The sequence below is a fragment of the Pseudomonas atagonensis genome, assembly GCF_011369485.1.
In the GTDB taxonomy this organism is placed as follows: domain Bacteria; phylum Pseudomonadota; class Gammaproteobacteria; order Pseudomonadales; family Pseudomonadaceae; genus Aquipseudomonas; species Aquipseudomonas atagonensis.
The window spans coordinates 54,435-77,320 of the sequence record NZ_VXCA01000012.1 but is presented as its reverse complement, the minus strand read 5'-3'; the positions used below and the strand labels follow the sequence as shown (position 1 = coordinate 77,320).

At 62.2% G+C, this 22,886-nt stretch carries 12 protein-coding genes; 7 read left to right on the top strand and 5 right to left on the bottom strand.

The features are described from left to right. Window positions 1–5: 5 nt before the first annotated feature. The gene (locus F2P67_RS08450; RefSeq protein WP_166219366.1) at window positions 6–590 is read right to left on the bottom strand and encodes a hypothetical protein; all 585 of its coding nucleotides are present in this window, start codon (window positions 588–590) and stop codon (window positions 6–8) included. A 1-nt stretch (window position 591) separates the two neighbouring features. Continuing rightward, window positions 592–1,389 (bottom strand): DUF2092 domain-containing protein, encoded by a 798-nt coding sequence (locus F2P67_RS08445; protein WP_166219364.1) that lies wholly within the window; start codon window positions 1,387–1,389, stop codon window positions 592–594. A 263-nt stretch (window positions 1,390–1,652) separates the two neighbouring features. Here F2P67_RS08445 and F2P67_RS08440 point away from each other — a divergent pair, with 263 nt between their 5' ends. The 6 genes from F2P67_RS08440 (at window position 1,653) to F2P67_RS08415 (ending at window position 19,674) form a co-directional block, all read left to right on the top strand. Then, window positions 1,653–13,001 (top strand): VCBS domain-containing protein, encoded by an 11,349-nt coding sequence (locus tag F2P67_RS08440; RefSeq protein WP_166219362.1) that lies wholly within the window; start codon window positions 1,653–1,655, stop codon window positions 12,999–13,001. A 26-nt stretch (window positions 13,002–13,027) separates the two neighbouring features. Continuing rightward, a complete protein-coding gene (locus F2P67_RS08435) occupies window positions 13,028–14,566 on the top strand; it encodes a TolC family protein (protein ID WP_166219360.1) in 1,539 nt (512 codons plus the stop codon). Further along, window positions 14,547–15,320, top strand: coding sequence for an efflux RND transporter periplasmic adaptor subunit (locus F2P67_RS08430; RefSeq protein ID WP_166219358.1), 774 nt, complete (start codon window positions 14,547–14,549; stop codon window positions 15,318–15,320). Before F2P67_RS08435 ends, F2P67_RS08430 begins: the two co-directional genes overlap by 20 nt. Continuing rightward, window positions 15,317–16,663, top strand: a complete 1,347-nt coding sequence (locus F2P67_RS08425) for an efflux RND transporter periplasmic adaptor subunit (RefSeq protein ID WP_178120914.1) — start codon at window positions 15,317–15,319, stop codon at window positions 16,661–16,663. Before F2P67_RS08430 ends, F2P67_RS08425 begins: the two co-directional genes overlap by 4 nt. Then, complete coding sequence (locus F2P67_RS08420; RefSeq protein WP_166219356.1) at window positions 16,663–18,759, top strand: site-2 protease family protein; 2,097 nt, start codon at window positions 16,663–16,665, stop codon at window positions 18,757–18,759. The genes F2P67_RS08425 and F2P67_RS08420 overlap by 1 nt, the downstream gene beginning before the upstream one ends. Before the next feature lie 135 nt (window positions 18,760–18,894). Next, on the top strand, window positions 18,895–19,674 hold the full coding sequence (locus F2P67_RS08415) for a TSUP family transporter (RefSeq protein WP_166219354.1): 780 nt from the start codon (window positions 18,895–18,897) through the stop codon (window positions 19,672–19,674). Here F2P67_RS08415 and nudC read toward each other — a convergent pair. The 3 genes from nudC to F2P67_RS08400 all read right to left on the bottom strand — a co-directional run bounded on the left by nudC (window position 19,642) and on the right by F2P67_RS08400 (window position 22,171). After that, complete coding sequence (nudC, locus tag F2P67_RS08410) at window positions 19,642–20,472, bottom strand: NAD(+) diphosphatase (protein WP_166219352.1); 831 nt, start codon at window positions 20,470–20,472, stop codon at window positions 19,642–19,644. The two genes, F2P67_RS08415 and nudC, sit on opposite strands and share 33 nt — an antisense overlap. A gap of 6 nt (window positions 20,473–20,478) precedes the next feature. Continuing rightward, window positions 20,479–21,291, bottom strand: coding sequence for a crotonase/enoyl-CoA hydratase family protein (locus F2P67_RS08405; protein ID WP_166219350.1), 813 nt, complete (start codon window positions 21,289–21,291; stop codon window positions 20,479–20,481). Between the two features lie 106 nt (window positions 21,292–21,397). Beyond that, complete coding sequence (locus F2P67_RS08400) at window positions 21,398–22,171, bottom strand: class I SAM-dependent methyltransferase (protein WP_166219348.1); 774 nt, start codon at window positions 22,169–22,171, stop codon at window positions 21,398–21,400. Window positions 22,172–22,330: 159 nt separating this feature from the next. Here F2P67_RS08400 and F2P67_RS08395 point away from each other — a divergent pair, with 159 nt between their 5' ends. After that, complete coding sequence (locus tag F2P67_RS08395; RefSeq protein ID WP_166219346.1) at window positions 22,331–22,864, top strand: tetratricopeptide repeat protein; 534 nt, start codon at window positions 22,331–22,333, stop codon at window positions 22,862–22,864. The last annotated feature ends 22 nt before the right edge of the window (window positions 22,865–22,886 follow it).

Sequence of the window (22,886 nt, the reverse complement as noted above, 5' to 3'; positions counted from 1 at the left end):
TTGACTCAAGGCGCGTTGACCACCACGTAGGTCACGTCGCTGCCCTGATATTGCGGCTGGTACCAGGTGGATCCGCACTGCATGTAGGTAACGTTGTAGCGGATCACCTGGGTGCAGGTGTCAGGCATTTGCGCCGGGGTCATAATCGATCCGACCACCGCAGCGGTCACCGCCACCGTAGCCGTCACGGCGGCGGCAGTCGCTATCGGATGGTAGTGATCGTCGTAGCCATAACGGCCATGCCCATCGACATCGATGTCGACATCGCGGTGATTGTCGATGTTGACGTTGCGCCGGCTGTTATTGATGTTGGTACGGTTGCCGACGTTGTTGCCGGCACTCACCCGGTTGCCCGAGTTGACCCGGTTGCTGGCGTTGACCCGATTCCCTGCATTGACGTGATTGGCACGCTGCGGCGCGTTGATGCGTTGGGCTCTTTGCGCATTCGGCGCCGGTGCCCGGTTGACCGAAGCGCGGGCATGGCCCTGTGCGCGTTGCGGGCGGGCATCGGCTTCGGCAATCAGGCCGGCCGTCAGCACGGTGGCCGCCGCCAGTGAGATCAACAGACTCCACGACATGGAATGATTCATCTCACTGCCCTCCTTCATCGCTGTTTTTTTTCAGCGCGATCGCCACGTCACCCTTGGCCGGTTTGAAGGTAAAGATTGAATCCTTGATGCCCGGCTTGAGGTTCCAGTGATACACGGCGCTGTATTCGGGCGAGTTCTTTTCATCAGTGGTGGTGATCACCAGTTTGCACGGCAGCGGTTTTTCCGAACGGGTGATCCACAGTTGCCAGTCAATACCTTCCTGCCGAAACGCCAAGTGATCGCACAGTTGCCCCTTGATCGTCGACGGGCCGACGTACAACGCGGCTTTCAGCGCATCGATCTGCGCCTGATCACTGCCGAACAGAAACAGATCCTCCATCGGCACCTGTACGCCGTAGTGGTTCTCGACCATGTGCAGCGCTTCGGCGACTTTCGGCGGTGCATCCACGGTGGTGTAGTACTTCAGGTACGGCGAGTACTGGGTCAGCTTCTTGCCGTTGTAGAAAAATTCGCGGGTGCGCACATCGCCTTCGGTTTTCGCGTAAAGGCGATCATGGCCGACAACTTTTAACGTATTGAACGACTCGGTCTTGATCTTCTGCCCGGACTCCAGAACCGTGTCCCTGGACACTTCGGCATCGACCTGGAACGACGGCAGACTGCGCAGGTAGTTGCCCATATCGATGAGCTTGTCGACGACTTGCGGATTGACCGTCGGCGTTGCGTCCGCTGTGTCCGGGGGCGGTGTTTCAGGGGCCGCGGGAGGGTCTTCGGCGCGGGCGAGTGGCGCAAGCGCCAGCGTGAACATCAGGCACAAAACACTGGCGGGGGCTTTCATCAGTTGCGCTCCTGGCCCGGCGGCGGGCGTAGCGCCCGGACAGGGCGACAGACTGTCCAGCCTAGACGCGACGCTGGTCATTCGCCAGGACTGAGAAAATACCGCCGGCTGACAGCCAAAAGCCGCTGCACCGTAGATCTGCAAGTATTTGAAAAACGCTCTCTTTCGCTGGAAAAGACCTAAATAGCGCCTACGCTCAACTTGTCCGTCGCCCTGCGTCGGCACTCAATGGAATGGTTGAACACGTGGTATGAGGGCTGATCATGCAAGGATCACGGGGTGGTTTCTCCGGCGCGCATCTGCGCCCGCAACGGCAGGCATTGGCACTCGAGCCCAGAATTCTTTTCGACGGTGCCGCCGCGTCCGCGACGGTCGAGCAGCATCACAGCGATCCCGCTGCGCCGCCAGCTGCGGTCGATGCGCAAGTCCCGCACGCCACACCTACTGAAGGTCGCGCCGCCACCGAGCAGGCACCTTCCGCCGCGCGCAGCCTGTTGGTGATCGACAGCCGCATCGAAAACCGCGATCAACTGCTCGCGCAACTGCCCGGCAACGTCACCGCCATCGTGGTCAATGTCGGCGAGGATGGGCTCGCCGCGATCTCCGCCGCTCTGGCGCAACTGGGCAAGGTCGATTCGATTCAGGTCATGTCCCACGGTGCGTCCGGGCAATTCACGCTCGGCAATCGCACCATCAGCGCCGACAACATCGATTCCCTCGGCAAAACCCTCGAACAATGGCGCAACAACCTGACCCAGGGCGCCGACATTCAGCTGTACGGCTGCGACGTCGGCGCCGGCGCTGCCGGGCAGACGCTGGTCAGTGAACTGGCGCGCTGGACCGGCGCCGATGTCGCCGCGTCGAGCAATGACACCGGCAATGCCAAGGCCGGTGGCGACTGGACCCTTGAAACCCGTGTTGGCGACATCGACAAGGCCCTGGCCATCAGCAGCGTAGCCATGGCGCAGTTCGACGGTTTGCTGGCCGACGCCGCGCCTACGGCCACCGTGTCGACCGGCGGCAGCGATGTGTTGCTGGGCGACCGTTTCACCTTCACCGTGAACTTCAGCAACACCTCGACCCAGACCGGTTATGCGCCTTTCATTAACCTCGCCATGCCGGCCACCGGCAAGGATGGCGACGACGGCGTCAGCTTTATTTCCGCCAGTTATCTTGGGCAAAACCTGACCACTTACGTCGTGACCTTCGATGCCAATGGCAACGCCACGCATCCACTGGCCAAGGACGCCAGCGGCAACTTCCTGACCATCAACGCGGCCACTTACGGTATGCGCGCCGGCGATAAACTGGTGGTGATCCAGCTGCCGTTTGCCAGTGTGACCAATCAGCAACCGGTGATCGGCGTGCAGGTCACCGCGAGCCTGAGCAATCTGGCCGATACCGCGTTCTCCAACGGCACCCCCGACCTGACCATTCGGGCCAGCGGCGGTTTTCAGTTCGGCAACGATGCGCTGGATAATCCGACCAACGATCCGAGCCTGATCCAGGCCGGCACCGCAGCGTTTGTGGTGCACCCGACGGTGATCACCGTCAGCGAAACCCTGAACACTCCGGAAGGTGAAACCGCCACCGGCCCCAACTACGCGCGCACCCTGACCCTGAGCGCGACGCCGGCCCCGGGGCAGACGCTGTCCCACGTGGTCATTACGCAACCACTGCCCGACAACATTCAGGTCAACGCCATCACCCCCGGCCCCGGCGGCCGCCTGACGTCGATCACCTTGCATGATGGCACCGTGGTCACCGACCCGGCGCAAATGGCCGTGCTCATCGCGGCCAACGACGTGTACATCAACTCGTTCACCGTCGAGTACGACAGCATCACCGCCAAGACCGATACCGTGGTCTCTTTCTATGTGCCGGAATTCGACGCCAATGGCCAACCGGTGATCGACCCGGTGACCGGCGATGCCGTTACCGTAACACTTGGCCCGCCAAGCGCTTCGGGGCAATGGGTGCCGCTCGACCCACGGGATCTGACCGCACCCGACACCACCATTGACTTCAGCGGCACCGGCCAGAGCTCGCAGTTCATTGCCAAGTCCATCACCCTGCTGAAAACCGCGACGTTGCAGACGGATATCGGCCACGCCGGCATCAGTCCCGGCGATACCTTGCAGTACACCTTGAATCTGGCGATTTCCGACTACTTTGCGTTCGGCAAGGATTTCTTCAACGAAGGCCAGTTGGTGATCCGTGATCAACTCAGCGACGGCCAGACCCTGACAGGCACTCCAACCATCACAGTGACCATCAACGGTGTGGCGCAGACCATTACCCTGGTGACCAGCGTGGTCACCAATGCCGACGGCAGCACCTCGATGGTGTTCGACATTGCCCAATCGCTGCGCAATGCCTTCTCCAATGTGCGTGGCTGGCTCAACGGCGACCTGGCTTTCGATGACACTCTGGAAGGTGCCGTGTTCGCGGTATTGAGCTATTCGGCGATTGTCGGCCAGACCTACAAGCCGCCGTCGGGCAACCCGCACCCGGACATCAACGAAGGTGACGAACTGGGCAACACCGCTACCGTCGACGGCACCTTGCTGCAAGATATTTTCAACCTCACCGGCCAGAGCGAAACCGACGGTTCGACGACCACCAGCGTGATTCCCACCAGCAACGTCGACATCAGTCTGGTCGAGGTCAATAACGGCACGCCACCGAGCAATGGCGAACTGCGCCCCGGCGACGAAGTGACGTTCGAACTCAGTTACGACCTCGTCACCGGCGACTACGAGCAATTCAAACTCACCGCTTATCTGCCGCTGCCGCTGTTCGATGTCACCGGGGTCACCTGGGGTTCGGGCAACGATGTCGGCCAATGGTCGTTCGGCACCGGTAACACCAACACTGGCGGGGTCATCAGCGTGACCAGTGCGGCCGGTAACTCGGTGGTATTCGACTTTGGCAGCTTCGCCACCAATACCACCACCGGCAGCCGGATTGTCGTACGCTTTACCGTACGGGTCGGCGATCAGCCGTTTGCCGACCAGCGCTCACTGGCTGTGCTGGCGCAATCAAGTCAGCAAACCACCCTCACCGACCGCACGCTGATTTCCTCCGACGCGGTGCCAATCGTTTCCATCGCCGAGCCGGTGCTCAACATCAAGCACGGTGTGGTCTCCGGCTCCAATGGCACGGTCACCGGCACCACCGGCAGCTGGAATCCGCCGGGCAGCACCGGCGTGCCTTTCAACGGAAGCGTGACTGATTTGTCGGCGGTGGACGGCAACATCAGCAACATCGACGGCGCCGACCGCTTGCGTCTGGTCACGGCCATTGAAAACACCGGAGGTGGCGGTGCTTTCGATGTCAGCACCAGCATCACCCTGCCGACGGGCCTGAGTTTTGTCGGCGGCAGTCTGGCGGCAGCCAATCTGCAGATTTATCGCGGTGACGGCACCTTGATGGTGTTGGGCACCGACTACAGCGTCAGCGGCAATCAGATCACGTTCCTCGATGCCGGCGGCCAGGCCAGCCTGCTCGCCGGGCGCAACGGCACGGCGGCCGACGCCAGTGGCGCCAACGTCATGGTGATCAGCTACGACGTCGTGGTCAGCGCCACCATCGAAGCCAGCCGCACCCTGCAAACCACCGCGACCCTGAGCAATTACGCCAGCGTCAACGGTGGCACCGACTTCACCCCGGTGGACCTGACCGACCTCGCCAGCCAGCAAATCGCGGCACCGGTCATCAGCAAGGTGTTCGCCGACGGCACGCTCGACAACGGCGACTCCAGCGCCGCCCACACCACCGGCAGCGATCTGGTGATTGGCGAAAGCATGCGCTACGACATCGTCGTCACCTTGCCCGAAGGCACTACGCAGAACCTGCGCATCGAAGACCTGATTCCGCCGGGCATGCGCCTGGACACCACGTTCAACGGCGGCCTCGGCTATCAGATCATCACCACCCGCGCCGGCAGCGGCGCGCTGGGTGCCGACTTTGCCGGCAGCGTGGTGATCAGCGGATTCACCGGGATCGGCGGCGCATTGGGCGCCGATGGCGTGGACGGACGCTGGACGTTCAGCGTTTCCAGCGTGTCGGCGGACAACCAGACCGGCAACAATACCTTCGTGATTCGTCTGCAACTGGTGGCCAACAACGTCATCGCCAACCAGGCTAACGTCTCGCTGCAAAACAACGCGCAACTGATCTTCAGCGATCCCGATGGCGACACGCCGAATGGCGCCGTGTCGGTGGATCGCAACGTTGCGCTCACAGGCGGCCAGCCAACCGTGACCGTGCGCGAACCGACGTTACAGATCAATCAGGTACTGACCTCGACGTCAAACCCAAGCGGCTACGATCAGGGCGACACGGTGACGTTCACCATTACCATCAGCAACGGCAATGGCAACACCGACTTCAGTGCGTTCGACATCAGTTTTCTCGATACCCTGCCGACCCAGCTCAGCAACGTCACACTGCTTGGGGTGCTGTACCAGAACGGCGCCACCAACAATGGCGGCGTCGATTTCGAAATCGTCGGCGGGCAGTTGCGCAGCGTCAGCGGCGCCAACATCGACATCGCCAAGGGCGGCAGCATCGTCTTGCGTCTGACCGGCATCGTCAATGCCAGCGCGGCGGCGCAGTCGAACATCGTCAACGTGGCGAACGTGCAGTGGACCAGCCTCGACGGTGGCCAGGCTGGCGAACGTACCGGCGTTGATGGCGCGCTCAACGGCGGCACACTCAACGACTATCGCAACCTCTCGACGCTGTTGATTCCAGTGGCGCAGGCTATTCAGATCTCCCGCGTCGGCGGCCTGCCCGACACGGCTGCGCCGAGCCCGACCACGGCCATTGTCGAGCAAGTCACCGTCGGCGAAGTCATTCGTTACCGCGTGGTGGTGCTGGTGCCCGAGGGCAACAACCCCAACTATCAAGTGCAAATCACCCTGGCCAACGGCTTGCAGTTCATCTCGCCGGATGCGCTGGTCAACGCCTTGCGCATCGCCTTCATTTCCAATGGAGGGCTGACCAGCGACGTCAACCTGATCACCGGCGGCACCCTCAACGTCGATGGCAACGAGAACAGCGCAGAAGCCTTGCCGATCACCCCGAACCTCTCGGGTCTGGCGCCGCAAGGGATCTTCGACCCGAGCCGACTGACCGTGGTGACCAATCCGGACGGCAGCCAGGTCGTCACGTTCAACCTCGGCAATGTGGTCAACGGCAATGGCAACGACGATGACCTGGAAGGTATTTCCATCGAATTCAACGTGCGCGTCACCAACATCGCCGCCAACATTGCCGGCGCGCAGTTGGGCGTGACCGCGCAGGAAATCGTCAACGGCGCGGGCCGGGCCACCAGTGACACGATTTTCGAGCGCATCGTCGAGCCGAGTTTCAGCGGACTCGACAAGCAGATTGTCACCTTCAACCCTAACCCGTCGGGCACAACCGGCAACGCCACGGTGCAACTGAGTTTCACCCAGAACGGCGGCCTGCCGGCCTTCGACGCGCAAGTCAGCGACAGCTTCGCCGGCGGCAGCAATTACACCTTGCTCAGCGTCAGCATCAATGGCGTGAGCTACGGCCCGGGTAATCTGCCCGCTGGCATCAGCTTCAGCAGCAGCGGCGGATTGAGCGTCAATTTCGATCAACTGGATGTCGGCGCGCAGGTTCAGGTGCGCTACTCGGTCGACCTGCCCAACTCGACGATTGTCGCCAGCAGCAACGCTACGCTGACCTGGAGCAGCCTGCCCGAAGATTTCACCAGTTGGGGCGGCAACAGCGTCGGCGTCGATGGCACCACCACGGGCGAGCGCGATGGCAGCGCCGTTGGCCCGAACCAGTACATTTTGCGCGACAACGCCGGGCTCGGCGTGATCAGCGGCACGTTGTGGAATGACACCGCCAGCCCGACCGCCAGCACTACGCCGGACGGCGCAGGCCTGGCCGGGCAAACCGTGACCCTGACCTGGGCCGGTGCCGACGGGCGTCTGGACACCACTGCCGACAACCTGCAATTCACCACGGTGACCGACGCCAACGGCCAATACCGTTTCGGCGTGCTGCCGCTGGGCGTGTTCCGCATCGACGTGCCGGCCGGTCTGGTCACTTATCCGCAGCCGCTGGGCGGCTTGCGCGTGCGGGTCGACAGCGATGGCGGCACGCTCGGCCAGATCACCATCACCCTCGGCGACGCCGATACGCAAAGCGCCAATGCCGGTTACGTCGAACAGAACGACGCGCCGGTCAACACCCTCCCCGGCACCCAGAACGGCCTGGAAGACGTGGTGCTGAACATCGGCGGCATCAGCGTCGCCGACGTCGATGCCGACCGCGACCCGAACGTCAACGACCGCGCGATCAGCGTAACCCTCAGTGTCACCCATGGCACGCTGTTCCTCGGCGCCACCGTTCCCGGCGTGAGTGTCAGCGGTGCCAACACGGCGAGCATGACCCTGACCGGCAATCTCGCCGACATCAACACCGCGCTGGCCGGCCTGCGCTATCTGGGCAACGCCAACTTCAACGGCACCGACACCCTGACCGTGGTCAGCAATGACCAAGGCAACTACGGTGATGCCGACGGCGACGGCATTCCTGGCACCGCCGGCGATGCCCTGACTGATACCGACACCCTGCAAATCATCCTCGCCGCGGTCAACGACGACCCGGTCGGCGTCAATGATACCGCCACGGCGGTCGAGGCCGGCGGCATCAATAACGCGGCGGCGGGTATCGATCCGCGGGGCAATGTGCTGACCAACGACACCGATGTCGACATCGCCACCAACGCCGATTCCCTGCATCTGGTCTCGGTCGGTCCGGGTGCCGGCATTCAGACACCGATTGTCGGGGTCAGCGTGATCAACGGTTTGTACGGCCAGTTGATCATCGGCAGCAACGGCTCCTACCAATACGTCGTCGATAACAACAACGCGGCGGTGCAAGCCTTGCGCCTGGCCGGGCAAACCTTGCAGGACAGTTTCGATTACGTGTTGGCCGACCTTGCCGGCGCCACGTCGACAGCGACCTTGACCGTGACCATTCAAGGCGCCAACGACACGCCGGTAGGCGTCGATGACAACGGCGTCGCCGTCGAGGCTGGCGGCGTCAATAACGGTACGCCGGGCAGCGACGCCACCGGCAACGTGTTGACCAACGATCAGGACGTCGACAGTGCGGCCAATGGTGAAACCCGCACTGTGACCGGTATCCGTGCGGTCGGTGAAGCCGGCAGCGGCAATTTCACCGCTGTCAGCGGCGCCACCGTGCTCAGCGGACTGTACGGCACCCTTACCATCAACCCCGATGGCACCTACCGCTACGAGGTGAACAACACCAACGCCACCGTGCAACAGCTGAGCGCAGGCCAGCAACTGGTCGAGCTGTTCAGCTATCGGCTCACCGATACCGGCGGGCTGGATGATGTCGCGCAACTGCGCATTGTGATTCAGGGTGCCAATGACAACCCGGTGGCCAGCGATGATGCGGCCTCCGCGCAAGCGGCCTCGACCAATGGCAACGCTTCGGAAAGCAACCCGAGCGGCAACGTCATTCAGTTCCCGAGCCGGCCGGGGCCGATCACCCAACCGGGCGGTAACGGTGTCGATCAGGACGTCGACGCCAACGATCAGCCGAGCAGCCAGTTGCTGGTCAACGGTGTGATCAACAAAAGCGAGGCCACTTACAACCCCGCCACCGATGTGCTCAGCGCGGTCAACACCGGCACCACGTCGGCCAACGGCACAGTGGTTGTCGGCCTCTATGGCACCCTGCGTATTGGCGCCGACGGCTCGTTTTTCTACGACGTCGACAGCACCAACGCCGCTGTGCAAGCCCTCGCACCGGGCCAGACCCTGACGGAGTTCTTCACTTACCGGGTCATTGATACCACCGGGTTGACCGACACCGCGCAGCTGGTGATCACCGTGCACGGCGTCAACGATCCACCCGTGGCACAGAATGTGATTTCAGTGGCCACCGAAGCGGGCGGCATCGGCAACCAGACGCCGGGGGTCAACCCGTCGGGCGACGCCACTGCCAATTCCACCGACCCTGATGGTGATCCGCTGACCGTGACGCTGATCAAGGCCGGCGGTACGGCCGATCCGGGCACGCCTGTCGCCGTCAATGTCAGTGGCACAGTGATCGTCGGCCAGTACGGCACGCTGACGATTTTCCCGGACGGCAGTTACGTCTACGCCGTCGACAACAACAACGCCGACGTGCAAGCCCTGCGGCGCGGCAGTGATCTACTGCTGGAACGCTTCACTTACACCATCAGCGATGGTGTCGGTGCCACGCCGGAAACCGACAGCGCAGAAATCATCGTGTTGATCCGGGGGCAGAACGACAATCCGGTCGCCACCGACGACGACGCCACCGCCATCGAGGCCGGCGGCCTGAACAACGGCGTGCCCGGACAAGACCCGACCGGCAACGTGCTGGATAACGACAGCGACGTCGACGGCGGCGAAGTGCCGGGCGACCTGCCCGACCATGACTATGGCGAAACCCGCGCCGTGTCGTCCGTGCGTACCGGGGCCGAATCCGGTACCGGCACCGCCGGCGCGCTCGGCACGGAGCTGCGCGGCACCTATGGCTGGCTGACGCTCAATGCCGACGGCAGTTACAGCTATCGCCTCGACAACAGCATGGCGGCGGTTCAGGCGTTGCGCGCCGGCAACACCTTGCTCGACGCATTCAGCTACGAGGTGATGGACGCGGCCGGCGCCACTGATCGCGCGACGCTGAACATCACCATTCAGGGGCGCAACGACACGCCGATTGCGCAGAACGACAGCAACACCGCACTTGAAGCCGGCGGCCAGAACAACGCCACACCGGGCAGCAACCCGAGCGGCAACGTGCTGAGCAACGACAGCGACGTCGATGGCAACGGCGAAGTGCTCAGCGTCATCGGCGTCAATCAGGGCGCGACGACGGGCAACATCGGCAGTGCCTTCAACGGTGCCTACGGCAGCCTGACCCTGAATGCCGACGGCAGTTACAGCTATCTGGTCGACAACAACAATGCGCAGGTCCAGGCGTTGCGCACCAACGCCGAAACCCTGACCGAAACCTTCACTTACCAGATCCGCGATCTGGCCGGTGCTACCAGCACCGCGACACTGACCATCACCATTCGCGGGGCCAACGATAACCCCGTGGCCAACGACGACAGCGCCGTCGCCGTCGAGGCCGGCGGCACATTCAACGGCAGGCCGGGCGTCAACCCGAGCGGCAACGTGCTGACCAATGACACCGATGTCGATGCCAACGACGCCAAACTGGTCACCGGCATTCGCAGTGGCAGCGAAGCCGCGGGCGGTACCTTCACCACGGTCGGCGTCGCGCAAAGCTTCAATGGCCTGTATGGCACGCTGACCATCAACGCCGACGGCACTTACAGCTATGTGGTCAATAACACGCTGGCCGCGGTTCAGGCGTTGAAAGTCGGCGATTCGCTGGTGGAAACCTTCACCTACCGCATGCGCGACATTGCCGGCGCGACCGACACCGCGCAATTGAGCATTCGCATCGACGGCGCCTGGGATGCGCCGGTGGCGGTCAACGATACGTCAGTGGCGGTGGCCGATAACGGCAAGGGCAACGGCGTCAACCCGAGCGGCAACGTGTTGCCCAACGACACCGACGTCGATCAGGGCGACAGCAAAACGGTGACCGGTATCCGTTTCGGCACCGAGGCTGCCGGCGGCACGCTGTCGGGGGTCACGGCCGGCACCGACAACAGCAACGGCACGCTGATCAACGGGCTCTACGGGCAACTGATCATCGGCGCCGACGGCAGCTACACCTACAACCTCGACTCCAGCAATCCTGTGGTTCTGGCGCTGGGACCCCTGCAGTTCCTCAACGAGCGTTTCACCTATCAGGTCACCGACCGTGGCGGCGAGAACGATCTGGCGGAAATCCACATCATTATTCGCGGGCGCAACTCGGCACCGGTGGCCAACAACGATGCAGCGACGGCCATCGAGGCCGGTGGACTCAACAACGGGCAACCGGGGGTCAACCCCGCCGGCAACGTGCTGAGTAACGACACCGATGCCGAAAGCGACCCGCTGTCGGTAATCGGCATTCACACCGGCACCGCCAGCGACATCGGCACGGTCGGCAGCGTCGGAACAACATTGCGCGGTGTGTATGGTGATCTGCTGATCAACGCCGACGGCAGCTACACCTACACCGTCGACAACAGCCTCGCCGCCGTGCAGGCCTTGCGCCAGAGCGGCCAGACCGTGAGTGAAGTGTTCAGCTACACCATCGTCGACATCTGGGGCGATACCAGCACCGCCGAGCTGCGCATCACCGTCGATGGGCGCAACGACACGCCAACCGCCGTCGATGACAGCGCCACGGCCGTCGAGGCCGGCGGCGTCAACAACGGCACCCCGGGCAGCAACGCCAGCGGCAACGTGCTGGACAACGATACTGACGTCGACAGTGTCGCCAATGGCGAAAGCAAGCAGGTACTGAGTGTCAGCAATCAGGCCGGCCAGTCCGCCGGCGCCGGGCAGGTCTTGATCGGCCTCTACGGGCAACTGACGCTGAATGCCGACGGCAGTTACACCTACGTCATCGACAACAACAATCCGGTGGTGCAAGCCCTGCGCACCGCCGGCGAAACCCTCAGCGAAACGTTCACCTACCGCATGTCCGACACTGCCGGTGCGACGTCGGATGCGCGCCTGACCGTGGTCATTCAGGGTGCCAACGATGCGCCGGTCGCACAGAACGACAACGGCATTGCCAGCGATCAGGTGCCCGGCCCGCAAACCACCGGCAACGTGCTGCCCAACGATGGAGACGTCGATGCCAATGACGGTCTGGTGGTGGTCGGCGTGCGCACCGGCGCCGAGGCCGGTTCCGGGTCGGCGGGTGTCATCGGTCAGCCGATCATCGGTCTGTACGGCACGCTGGTACTCAACGCCGACGGCAGTTACACCTACACCATCGACCAGAATAACCCGGCCGTGCTGGCCGCGGCCGGTCTCGGTCAGGTATTGCGCGACGTATTCACCTACACCATCAATGACCGCGCCGGCGCCAGTGACCAGGCAGAACTGGTGATCACCCTCGACATCGCCACGCCGTTCATTCCGGCGCCGGATGGCCAAAACTTCTTCGAACGCGAAACCAGTACCCAAACCCCCGACCTGCGCATTCCCGATCCACAACCGGCGATTTTTATTACGCCGGTGGTCGAGCGTGCAGCAGAAATATCGGCGCTGTCCGCCTGGGGCGTGGACGGCAGCAACTTGCGTCTGGCCTCCGTGGGCGAGTTCACCAGTGAATCTGCCGGTGCCGGTCTGGGGCTGGTGCCGGGCCAGTTTGTGGCGCAAGCGGTGCGCGAAAGCCGCCTGGAAAGCGAACTCGACCTGCTCTGGATTCAGGGCCGTCAGGGTCGTACCAGTTTGAGTGCCGACGGGCTGCTCAGCGATCCGTCGCTGTTTGCATTGACTGCGACCGACCTGACCCACGAACCGCCTCGCGGCGAAAAACACCACGAAAACCGGCCGGGCAAAGGTTTCAGCGCGCAACTGCGCGATGCGGCGCAACGGTTACGTCCGTCCAACCGCGACGGCGCAAGCAATCGATCTGAATAAAAGCCCAGAAATGCAAAGGAATGAACATGCGTAAAAATGCGACCCGGCTTCTCAGTACCGCCATCGCTTCTGCACTGTTACTCAGTGCTTGCTCGTCAACGGACCCGAAACCTTCCACCGAAGAGGAAAACCGTCAACGCATTCTGGCCGACCAGACACGCATGTACTCAGGCCAAGAGCCGGTGACCGCGCCAATCACTTTTTATGAAGCCGCCGCCCGGGCGCTGAAATACAACCTCGACTACCGCCTCAAACTGATGGAAAGCGCGCTGGCCTCGGACCTGCGCGATGTTTCCAGCCATGAAATGTTGCCGCGTCTGGTCGCCTCCGCCGGTTACGCGGGGCGAAACAACGATTCCGGCGGCACCTCGATCGGTATCGAAGACCGTCAGGTCAGCTTGCGTCCATCGACGTCCGAAGAACGTTATCGCGAAGTCTATGGTCTGGGGCTGAGCTGGAGCCTGCTGGATTTCGGCGTCGCCTATTACCGCACCCAGCAAAAGTCCGATCAGATCCTGATGGCCGAAGAGCGTCGGCGCAAAGTCGCGCAGAACGTCCTGCAGGATGTGCGCAACGCATATTGGCGTGCGCTCGGCGCGCAGCGATTGCTGCCCGAAGTCGACAAGTTGCTGATGCGCACCAACACCGCACTGACCTCGGCCCGCGAGGCCGAAATACGGGGTCTGTTACCGCGTCAGGAAATTCTCGCCTACCAGCGCGCACTCCTCGATTCGATCTATCTGCTGACCGTGCGCCGTCAGGATCTGGAATTCGCCCAGGCTGAGCTGTCGGCGCTGATGTCGTTGCCGCCGGGGTCGAAAATGGTCCTCGCCGACATGGCCGATCCGCCGCTGCCGGAGGTGCGCCAGAGCATGGCGCGGCTGGAACAGCTGTCGCTGGAGAACCGTCCGGAAATCATGGAAGAGTGGTATCGCAAACGGGTCAACCAGAAGGATCTGGAAATCGCCAAGGCGCAGCTGTGGCCGAATGTCAGCGTCGATTTCGGCTACAAGTACGACTCCAACAAATACCTCTACAACAACGACTGGACCAGCACCGGCCTGCAAGTCTCGATGAACCTGTTGCGCCTGCTGCAATTGCCGTCGCTCAACCGCGCAGAAAAATCCCAGAACGAAACCGACGACACCCGGCGGGTGGCGCTGTCCATGGCGATTCTTACGCAAGTACGGGTCGGCACCCTGCGCTATCAACTGGCGCGTCAGGAAGTGCAGTTTGCTGAAGACAGCCTGCGCGTCGACCGCAGCCTGCTCGATTACGCGCAAGCGGCAAAGACCGGCGCACTCGGCTCGGAGCTGGAAGTGATTCGCTCCGAGGGTCGCTATCTGCTCTCGCGCTATCAGCGTGAAGCCGCGTTCTCCAGTGCCCAGGCCGCTTGGGGGCGGATGTACAACTCGGTCGGTCTGGACGTCTTGCCCAAGGAAATCCAGCAACACGACATCAAGACGCTGGCCCGGGAGATCCAGCGCACGTTGAACGAACAAGAACAGCAACGCCTGCTCGCCGCCACTTCGCAAGGAACGCCGAATGCACAAAATCGCCCTTGAATCCCGTTTCGGGGTTCTGTTGTTGGCCAGTCTGATCCTGCCCGTCCACGCCGAAGAAAGTGTTCCGGCCCCCACACTGGAAAGCGCCAGTGCGATTCGTGTGTTGCTCGCCGCTGAACTGGAAACCACCCTGTCCAGCCAGATGGCCGGCACCTTGGGTGAACTGAAGACCGGTTTCGGCGAACAGGTCGCCAAAGCCGAATTGCTCGCCCGCTTCAACTGTAGCGAAGCCGAGGCCCGCGTGAAAGTCGCGGCGGCGGAACTGGCCATGGCCAAACAGAATCTGGAAGCAAAAAAGCAACTGCGCCAGCTCAACGCGGTCGGCGACATTGAAGTGTCGATGGCCAATACCGAAGTGCAAAAGGCTGACGGCGCACGGGCCATGGGCGTCGCGCAGAACAGTTATTGTCAGGTGCTGGCGCCATTTGCCGGGCGTGTCGCCAAGGTGTACGTCAAGCCGTATCAAACCGTGGCGGCCGGTACTCCGCTGTTCGATCTGGTCAGTGACGGCGCGCTGAAGGTGCGCCTCAATGTGCCGTCCAATCTGCTCAAAGACCTCAAGCCCGGCCTGCCGCTGCAGGTCAGCATTCATGAAACCGGCAAGACCTATACGGCTCACGTCAGCGGCATCAACTCGCGAGTCGATGCGGTGGCGCAAACCGTCGAGCTGGAAGCACGCCTGGACGGCAAGCATCCGGAGTTGATGGCCGGCATGAGTGGCACCGCCGAATTCGCTCAAGACGCTCGCCCATGACAATGAACGAGCCGCTGCCCCACCCTCACCTGCTGCTGGAACTCGACGCCTTGCGCGACAAGGCCATGGCCGCCGACTCGCTGAATGCGCTGGCGTTCAGCATGGCCAACGACTTGTACCCGATGCTGCAGTTTCACCAGGCGCTGGTGTTTGCCCAGCGAGAGTCGTCGCTGGAATTGCTCAACGTCTCCGGCCTGTCGCGGCCCAGCGAGGATTCGCCGTATCTGGTGTGGTTGCGCCGCGCCAGTCGCTGGGTGGCCGCGCAGGTGCCGGATGGCGAACCGTTGTGGCTGACGCAGGACAGCACCGCTCCGCCAGCGGACATTGCCGAAGGCTGGAGCGAATGGTGGCCGTCGGGGGTGTGGTGCGTGCCGGTGCATGATCGCGACGATCAACGGCTGGGTTTGTTGATCATCCTGCTCGAACAGGAGCCGCCGGCCTTGTTCGGGCAACACCTCAAAGGTCTGGTCAACACCTGGGCGTACTGCTGGGCGGCGCTGACCCGGCGCAAGCGTTTCAGCCGCTGGCGGCCCAATCGCAAGCAATGGCTGCTCGCCCTGATAGTGATCGGTGCCTTATTGCTGTTACCGGTGCGGCAAACCGCCTTGGCGCCGACCGAGATTGTCTCGCGGCAGGCGCAGATCATCAGTTCGCCCATCGACGGCGTGATCGAAAAAATCCAGGTGCGGCCGAATCAACCGGTGGACGCCGGTACGCCGTTGTTCTCGCTCGATGAAACCACCCTGCGCAGCCGCGCCGAAGTGCTCGGCAAGGAAGTCGCGGTGGCCGACGCCGAGTTGCAGGCGGCCAGCCAGCGGGCGTTCGACAACCCGCAGAGCAAAAGCGAACTGACCCTGCTCGCCGGGCGTTCGCAACAACGCCGGGCGGAACTGGCGGCGGTGCAGGCCCAGCTCAAACGCACGCAAGTGCTGTCGCCGCGTGGTGGTGTCGCGGTGTTCAGCGATCCCAATGACTGGCTGGGCAAACCGGTGGTGACTGGCGAGCGCATCATGCAAGTGGCCGATCCGACGCAACCGGCGATGCAGATCCAGTTGGCAGTCGCCGACGCCATTGCCCTCGAGCCGGGCGCCGAAGTCACGCTGTTTCTGACGGCGTACCCGCTGACTCCGCTCAAGGGCAAGATTCTCGAAACCAGTTATCAGGCGCGGCCCAGTGATGAAGGCGTGGTTGCCTATCGGTTGCTCGCCAGCATCGACGGCGCCCCGGAGCACGCGCGCCTGGGCCTGCACGGCACGGCGAAGATTTATGGCGGTCGGGTGATGCTCGGTTATTACTTGCTGCGCCGTCCGTTGGCGACGCTGCGTGCGTGGAGTGGCTGGTAATGCTCGATCCCGCCGACCTGCCGGTGCCGCCGCTGCGTGAAGACTTGCGCCTGAGCGAAGCCGCGCACGGCAGCGATGGCGAACCGGCGTGGGTGATTCAGGACACGGTGATCAACCGTTTCTATCGCATCGGCTGGCTGGAATTCGAGTGCCTGCTGCGCTGGGGCCAATCGCCGCGCAAGATCAGCGAACAGATCGCCGAGGGCACGGCGCTCAAGCCAGATGTCGAGCAGGTTCTGGATTTTCGTCAGTTCCTCGAACAGCATCAGTTGCTGCGCGCAGGCCCCGCCGCACTGGAGCGGCTCAAGGCCAAAGGCGAAGAAGGCAGTTGGCTGACGTGGCGCTGGTGGCTGCATCACTACCTGTTTTTCCGCATTCCGCTGTTGCGTCCGCAAAAGCCCTTGCAGCAACTGGCGCGGGCGCTGGGTTGGCTGTTTCATCCGCTCACGGGAATTGTGGTGCTGGGCCTGAGTCTGCTCGGGATCATACTGGTGCTGCAACAGTGGGACACCTTCACCAGCGCGGTGGTCGAGTCGTTTTCAACCGAAGGCCTGTTCAGTTTTGCCCTGGCGTTGATCGTCGCCAAGACCCTGCATGAACTCGGTCATGCGCTGGTCGCCACACGGCTGGGCTTACGGGTCGGGCACATGGGCATAGCGTTTGTGGTGATGTGGCCGATGCTCTACACCGATACCGGCGAGAGCTGGAAGCTCAGCCGCTCGCGGCAACGGCTGGCGATTGCCTCGGCGGGGATCATCACCGAATTGTCGCTGGCCGGGCTGTCGACGCTGGGCTGGGCGCTGTGTGATCCGGGCGCGTTGCGCAATGCGCTGCTGTATCTGGCGACCACCAGTTGGTTGCTGTCACTGGCGCTGAACGCCAGTCCGTTCATGCGTTTCGACGGTTATTTCATTCTGTCCGACCTGCTCGACTTCCCCAATCTGCACGAACGCGCGTCGGCACTGGCGCGGGTGACCTTGCGGCGCAATCTGCTGGGCTTGCAGGAAGACTGGCCGGAGACGTTTCCACGCGGGCAACGGCGTTTGCTGGTGACCTTCGCGATCATTACCTGGCTGTATCGACTGGTGCTGTTTCTGGGGATCGCGCTGGCGGTCTATCTGTTTTTCTTCAAGGTACTGGGGATCTTTCTGTTCATGGTCGAACTGTCGTGGTTTATCGCCATGCCCGTGATGCGCGAGCTGGGCCATTGGTGGAAGCATCGCGCAAGCATTCCGCGCCTGCGCAAAGTGGCGTTTTATTCGGTGTTGCTGGCGATCCTCGTCGGCTTGGCAATCCCGTGGCGCACACAGATCGATGCGGTCGGCGTGGCCCGTGCCGAACATCAGTTGCGGGTCTATGCGCCCTACCCGGCGCGCCTGCAATCGATTCACCCGGACGGCCCGGTCAAGGCTGGCGAGACCTTGATTACTCTCGATGAGCCGGACATCGCTTCGCGTCTGCAAAGCAGTGAAGCCAACGCGCGCAGTTACGAAGCGCGGTTGTCCGGGTTGATCGCCGATCCGGGCGGGCTGGCCGAAGACGCAGTGACCCGGCAACGACTCAACGTACAATTCGAAGAAGCCCGCGCCGCCCGCTCGGAAATCGCCCGGCTCAATTTGCAGACACCGTTTGCCGGCGTGTGGCTGGACGTCAACCCGGACTGGAAACCAGGGCAATGGGTCGGACGTCAAGAAGCGTTGGGCATGTTGATCGACCCACGCAGTTGGCAGGTTGACGCCTATGTCGCGCAGGATCAGGTGCACCGCATGGCCAGCGGCGATCACGTGCGCTTCTACCCGGATGGTCAGACCACGCCGCTGTCCGGCCGCGTCTTGCAGATCGGCAGCACCCGCGCCAGTCAGTTGTCGCACCGCATGTTGTCGTCGCGCTTCGGTGGGCCGGTGCCGACCACTTCGGCCGAACACTCGTTGATCCCCAGCAACGCGTTGTTTCAGGTGTTGATCCAGCTCGACGAACCGCTCCCGGGCCTGCGCGAAACCCGTGGCCATCTGAAAATCGAAGGCGAACGACGCAGCCTGCTCGGCGACGGCGCCACTCACGTACTGGCCGTGCTGATGCGCGAAAGCGGATTCTGAAACGACGCTAAACAGCAGCGTTCGGCAAGCGTTAAATGGAAGGCGCCAGTCGGCTCGCCGACACACCCGGAAATGAGTAACATGTCTGCCCTCCCCGCAGCTCAAGTTCTGCGCCTTGCCGAATAAGCCGATTCCATGCCTTTCGAACTCAGCGTTGACCTCACCACCCTGGCCATTCTGGCCTTTGTCGCTTTCATTGCCGGTTTCATCGATGCCATCGCCGGCGGCGGCGGTCTGCTGACCACACCGGCCCTGTTGACGGCTGGTCTGCCACCGCATCTGGTGCTGGGCACCAACAAACTCAGTTCGACCTTCGGCTCGGCCACTGCCAGTTTCACCTTCTACCGACGCAAGCTGTTCCACCCCAGACAGTGGACTCACGCGATAGTCGGCACCCTGGTCGGTGCATTGACCGGCGCCATCGTCGCGCATTACTTGCCGGCAGAATGGCTGAACAAAATGCTTCCGGTGATCGTTTTCGCCTGTGGCCTCTATCTGTTGTTCGGCGGCACGCCCAAGGCGCCGCTGGACAGTGACGCACCGATCAAAAAGAAATGGCAATCGAGCCAGGGTTTTAGCCTCGGCTTTTATGACGGCGTGGCCGGTCCCGGCACCGGTGCGTTCTGGACGGTCAGCAGCCTGCTGCTCTACCCGATCGATCTGGTCAAGGCCAGCGGCGTGGCACGCAGCATGAACTTCGTCAGCAACATTGCCGCGCTGTCGGTGTTCGTGTTTTCCGGGCAAGTGGACTGGATCATCGGCCTGTGCATGGGCCTGTCGGTGATGGTTGGCGCGTTCTTTGGCGCGCGCACCGCGATCAGCGGCGGCGCCAAGTTCATTCGTCCGGTGTTCATCACCGTGGTGCTGGGGTTGACCGTCCGCCTAGCCTGGCAGCACTGGTTCAGCGTGGCCTAAGCGCCGCGCCACGTAGACGTCGATCAGGTAACGGGCAATCGATTTTGACGCCGGCAACGGCGGCAGCGCGTGCACGTTGAACCACTGGGCGTCTTCGATCTCGTCTTCCTGACAGACAATCTCGCCACCGGCGTATTCGGCATGGAAGCCGAGCATCATCGAATGCGGGAACGGCCAGCACTGGCTGCCCATGTACTGAATGTTCTTCACCTCGATCTGCACTTCCTCGCGCACTTCGCGAATCAGGCAATCTTCGGCTGACTCGCCCGGTTCGGCAAACCCTGCCAGGGTGCTGTAAACCCCGGTGACGAAACGCGGTGAACGCGCCAGCAGGACTTCATCGCCACGAGTCACCAGCACGATCATGCTCGGCGAAATGCGCGGGTAACTGCGCAATTCGCACGGCTGGCAATACATCGCCCGCTCGCGCGGCACTTGCGTCATGGCCTGCCCGCAGTTGCCGCAGAAACGATGCTCGCGCGCCCAGGTACCGATTTGCGCGGCGTAACCCAGCACTTTGTAAATCGTGTGATCGCCATCGAGCATGAACGCCCGCAAGCCTTTCCAGTTGCAGCCCGGCACCTCGCTGGTGCTGCGCAGTTCCAGCAGATACACCGGCTCGCCATCGAGATGGCCGATGCCGTGTTCGGCAAGGATCGACAAGTCCTGACGCTTGAGCCATTCCCGGGGGAACAGCGCGCCGTTGTCATCGAACAGGAAACCCTCGGGGCTGCGCGCCACGGCCCAGCCGCCGGGTTGATCGGTGTCCAGTACTGCAGTGGTCCAGCGAGATGTCATGGTTTCTCAATCCAGAAATTCAGGTTTCTGTTTGCTCATATGGGCGGCCATGGCCACGCGCAAGTCGGTGGATTGCAACATGGCGGCGTTCCAGGTGGCAACGTATTCGAGACCGTCGTCAATGCGATGGTCGCGCATGTAGCTGATCATTTCCTTGGTACCGGTGACCGCAATCGGCGATTTGCCGGCGATGTCGCGAGCGATATCAAAGACGCCTTCAAGCAACACGTCCTTGTCGCTGTAGACGCGATTGACCAGACCGATGCTGCGCGCCTCTTCGGCACCAAAGGTTCGACCGGTGTAAGCCAGCTCACGCAGCATGCCGTCTCCGATGATTCGCGGCAACCGTTGCAGTGTGCCAACGTCGGCGGCCATGCCGATGTCGATTTCCTTGATCGAGAATTGCGCGTCTTCGGCGGCGTAACGCATGTCGCACGCGGCGATCAGGTCAATGGCGCCGCCCAGGCAATAACCCTGAATCGCCGCCAGCACTGGTTTGCGGCACTGATCGACGGCATTGAACGACGCTTGCAGGGTCAGGATCTTTTTGCGCAGCAGGCGCGCGTTGCGGCCGACGTCCTTACCCAGTTCATTGGCGACGCCGGCGAGCATCATCAGATCGATGCCGGAGGAGAAATGTTTGCCGTTACCGCTCAAGACCACCACGCGCACTTCATCGGTGTCATCGATCCACTGGAAGATCTCGACGATCTCGCTCCAGAACGCGGCGTTCATCGAGTTGATCTTTTCCGGGCGATTGATCTGCACATGGGCGATGTTGTCGGCCAGTTCGACGCTGAAGGCGGTGTATTGAGTCATGGCAGTGATCCTTTACCGGGCAGAAAATGAGGCCCGAACTATAACAAGGCATCACGGCGGCGGTTCAGCCAAAAGCGGGACTTGCCGGAATCGGCTGGTCATTCATCTAACGGCCCTTCACCGCCACAAACGCCGCCGTCTCATAAGGCACGGTCACCACATCCCTTCCACGCAGCTGAGGTTCCGACGCGATCAACGCTCGAATCTGCTGATCAATCTTCTCCCGCTGCGCATCAGGCAACGCCGCGATGAAACTGGTGGAGCGCACCCGATTGAAAATCACGTCCTCGGCCGAGCCGGTATGCCCATGGTGAAACCGTTGCACCTGCAACGTCCCGAATGCCGGATGCGGGAACGCCTTGCGCCATTCCCCCGTGTAGTAACGCGGCGTGTCGCCCTCCAGCGCATTGACGATGGCATCGAGCTTTGGCACCCACTCGACCTGAGTGTCGCGCAGGTTCCAGATCAACCCGAGCTTGCCGCCGGGCTTGAGCACCCGGGCAATTTCGCTTAGCGCCGCCTCACTGGCAAACCAGTGAAAGGCCTGGGCGCAGATCACCACATCGACCGATGCGTCGGGCAACGGCAAGTCTGTCGCCGTGCCGCTCACCGCCAGCACCTGAGGGAAGACCGCCGAGAGCTTTTCCAGCATCTGCGCCACTGGCTCAACCGCAATCACCTGCGCGCCCGTAGCCACCAGTCGCCCGGTGAACTTGCCGGTGCCGGCGCCCAGATCGATCACGGTTTTACGATTGTCCAGCCCCAAGGTTGTGGTCAGCCAGTCGCTGACCTGCGGCGGGTAGTCCGGCCGGCCTTTGACGTAGGTGTCGACGGCGGTTTTATAGCCCTCGGCGGCGGCGTGATGGATCAGCTCATTCATGGCAGTTTCCCCTTTTCGCAAGCTTCGGATCGACGGCGGATGCTCACGAGCATAACGCTGGAATTTACGCTTACCTTGAACAGTCACTGACAAAGCGATGAATAAAAATTCACCCCGTGGTGTTCAAAGACAAACATGACCCTCTGTGGAGCCTTGCCCATGACTATCCGTTCCGTTATGTTCGCCGCCCCGTTGCTGCTTGCCGCCGCGCTGTCCAGTCATTTGGCCTTTGCCAATGGTGATGAGGACGAGCCGGTGAAGAAGCCTGAATGCCCCAAAGGCCAGGTCTGGGACAGCAAAACCCAGAAGTGCGTGCTGCAGACCAGCAGCGTCGTGCCGGATGCCGACCGCACCGATTACGCCTATCGGCTGGCCAAGGACGGGCGTTATGAAGAAGCACTGGCATTGCTCGACACCCTGAAACAACCGAACACCGCCAAGGCTCTCAATTATCGCGGTTACGCCACGCGCAAACTGGGGCGCACCGACGAGGGCATCGGCTATTACCTGCAATCGGTGAAACTCGATCCGCAGTACGCGCAAGTGCGCGAGTACCTCGGCGAGGCCTATGTCATCAAAGGTCGCGTCGACCTGGCGCAGGAGCAGTTGCAGCAGATCAAATCGATTTGCGGCACGTCCTGCGAGGAATACCAGGACCTGGCAGAAGCCATCAACGATTCATCGAAAACCTGAACACTCAGTAGCGGAGGCCATC